Annotated in this window: 2 protein-coding genes; one reads left to right on the top strand and one right to left on the bottom strand. The window is 65.2% G+C overall.

The window, feature by feature from the left end:
- Nucleotides 1-457: 457 nt before the first annotated feature.
- Entirely contained in the window at nt 458-2443 is a 1986-nt protein-coding gene (locus WCB02_RS10650) for a cache domain-containing protein (RefSeq protein ID WP_423958082.1), read from the top strand.
- Between the two features lie 77 nt (nt 2444-2520).
- On the opposite strand, the gene WCB02_RS10645 is transcribed toward WCB02_RS10650, so the two are convergent.
- The coding region (locus WCB02_RS10645) for a DUF2147 domain-containing protein (RefSeq protein ID WP_423958080.1) at nt 2521-2859 on the bottom strand (339 nt) is incomplete at its 5' end.

The raw sequence follows: 2859 nt of genomic DNA, 5'->3' as shown, positions 1-2859 counted from the left end.
GGCTGGGCCTGGCTCAGCCTGGGCGATTCGGCTTGCGCCTGATCCAGCGCGGGCTGGGCGACCTCGATCGGTGAGGGCATCGCAGGGACCGTGGTGGTCGCCCCGAGCACGAAAAAGCCAAGAAGCGAGAGCGCCAAGGCGAGCCGATACGATGCCACGATGGAAAACCCGACCCCGAAGCCGCCGGGAACGGCGGTTCCTGGAGTAAGAGGCCTCGTTGCTGAACCCTGCCTGAATACCCGTCAGGCGTCCAGCCAGTGTAGCCGACGGTCGCACCCGTGAGCCTCACCGCTCCTCTCCGCGTCACAAAATTGCTGCTTGGCGTGTCGGTCTTGGTCGACGACGCGGAGCGTTGGCATCCCGCAGTTCCGTAGTTTCCCGGTCGCGCGCGTTAACGCGCCGCAAGGCCTGTTCTGCAACTTTGCTCGTCCTGCCCGTAATTTCCCAGGACGACACGATGGCGAAACTGCGCCTTTCCCTCGGCTTCCGGATCTATGCCATCATTGGTCTGAGCTTCTGCGGCCTGATCGGCCTCGCGGTGATGCAGGCCGGCAATCTCGAAAATTCGCTGCGGCGGCAGCGCGAGGACGAATTGTCTCACCTCGCGCAGCTCGCCTTGAGCATCGCCCAGGAGGAGCACGCCAAGGCCGAGCGCGAGCATTCCTCCGACGAGGCCGCGCAAAAGAATGCCGCGGCGCGGATCGGCGGCCTGCGTTATGGCAACGGCGACTATTTCTGGATCAACGATCTCGGGCCGCGGATGATCATGCATCCGGTCAAGCCGGAGCTGAACGGCCAGGATCTCTCGGAAACCAGGGATCCCAATGGCAAGCGGCTGTTCGTCGAATTCGCTGACACGGTCAGGAAGTACGGATCCGGCTTCGTCGACTATCAGTGGCCGAAGCCCGGCAAGGACACGCCGCAGCCGAAATTGTCCTATGTCACCGGCTTCGAACCCTGGGGCTGGGTGATCGGAACCGGCGTCTATATCGACGACCTGCAGGCGCAGCTCTGGGACAGCGTGAAGAAGGTCGCGATTGCTGCGCTGATTCTGATCGCCCTGCTGGGAGCGGTGACGCTGATGATCGCGCGCGCGATGTCGTCGGCGCTGATCAAGATGACGTCGGCGGTCTTCAGGCTCGGTGAGGGCGATTTCGGCGTCCAGTTACCCGGTCTCAATCGGGGCGACGAGCTTGGCGACATGGCGCGTTCGATCGAGCAGTTTCGGATCAAGGCGGACCAGAAGGCGCGCGACGAGGCGCTGCTGGACGAGGAGCGGCGGAGGATATCCGAAGAGGGCAAGGGCAGGGCGCTGAAGAACATGGCGGAAGCCGTCGAGCATGAAGCCAGCAACGCGGTCGGCGACGTCGCATCCGGCTCTGGCCGGATGGCGGCCAGCGCCGTGCTGATGAGCGAAAGTGCGTTGACGCTCGAACAGAACAGCAGCAGCGTCGCGGCCGCTTCCGAGCAGGCGCTCGCCAGCGCGCAGACCGTCGCGAAGGCCTCGGCGCAGCTCGCCGGCGCGATCGCCAATATTGCCGGCCAGGTCAGTTCGTCGCGAACGTTGACGCTTGAAGCGGTAAGCGCGGCGACGGAGGCGCAGACCACCATCGGCAAATTGTCGGAGGCTGCCGGCAAGGTCGGCGCCGTGACCAACCTGATCAGTGAAATCGCCAGCCAAACCAATCTGCTGGCACTGAACGCGACCATCGAGGCCGCGCGCGCCGGAGAGGCCGGGCGGGGCTTTGCGGTGGTGGCCTCCGAGGTCAAGTCGCTGGCCGAGCAGACCGCCAAGGCCACCAGCGAGATCGCCCAGCAGATCGCCGAGATTCAGGATTCGACCAAAGCCTCGGTCGCCTCGATCGAGCTCATCGCCTCGTCGATTCGCAATGTCGAATCGCTCTCGGCGGTGGTGGCGACCGCCATCGAGCAGCAGAACTCGGTCACCTCGGAAATTTCCCGAACGGTGGAAGAGACCGCGCAGGCGGCCCGCGAAGTCGCCTCGCAGATCGTCTCGGTCTCCAACGAGGCCGCCGAGACCGGCCGCCGCGCGGCCGAAATTCGTGACGGCTCGAAGGAGATCGACGGCAAGGTCGATGGCCTGCGAAAGACGCTGGTCCGTGTCATCCGCACCTCCACCGCCGACGTCGACCGGCGGACTTCGTCGCGCGTCAATCTGCGCACTCCCGGCACTATCAGATGGCAGGGCAGGTCCGTCGCGGTGACCGTGCTGGATTTGTCGCTTGGCGGCGCGACGATTGAGGCGGACCTCGCCGAACTGCCGATGCAAACGCCGATCACCCTCGTCATCGACGGGATCGCGGCGGACCTGGCCGGCATGGTGGCGCGCAAGAGCGCGACCGCGACGCTGATCATGTTCGATCTGTCGGAGCAGGCGACCCGGCTGGTCGGCGATGCCATCACGGTCCGGCGCGCGGCTTAGATCAACAACTGCGACAAACGCGGTAATTTCGGGCAGGCCAAAGCCCTTCGCGCCGTGCCTACCCTTGTATTCGCGCCTCAGCTGATGCGCTTCCACGTCTGGCCGCCGCAGAACAGGCCGCCGAAGGCGCAGCCCTGGACCTTCAGAACGTTCGGTCCTTTCAGCGCGATGGTCGAGTCGTAGTTGCTGCCGCTGTCCGGATCGTGGATGCGGCCGACCCATTTGTTGTCGGAGGGTTTCATGTTGATGAGGATCTGCTCGCCGCCTTTGTCGGCATAGCCGCAGAGATTTGGGCCGCACGGCTCGATCCGGACGTTGCCCTTGTTCTCCTCGGTCGCCCACAGCCCGAGCGGCGTGGTCGGCGCCGGCGCGGGTGCTGCTGCAACCGGCGCCGACGCAGCGGCGACAGGTGCCGG

Source organism: Bradyrhizobium sp. (genome assembly GCF_049581145.1).
GTDB lineage: Bacteria > Pseudomonadota > Alphaproteobacteria > Rhizobiales > Xanthobacteraceae > Bradyrhizobium.
Note: the sequence above shows the minus strand (reverse complement) of the source record. Positions and strands in the feature narration are given on the sequence as shown.

Excerpts from the sequence above, each read along its gene's own strand:
- WCB02_RS10650 (WP_423958082.1), top strand. The coding sequence starts at position 458 with ATGGCGAAACTGCGCCTTTCCCTCGGCTTCCGGATCTATGCCATCATT.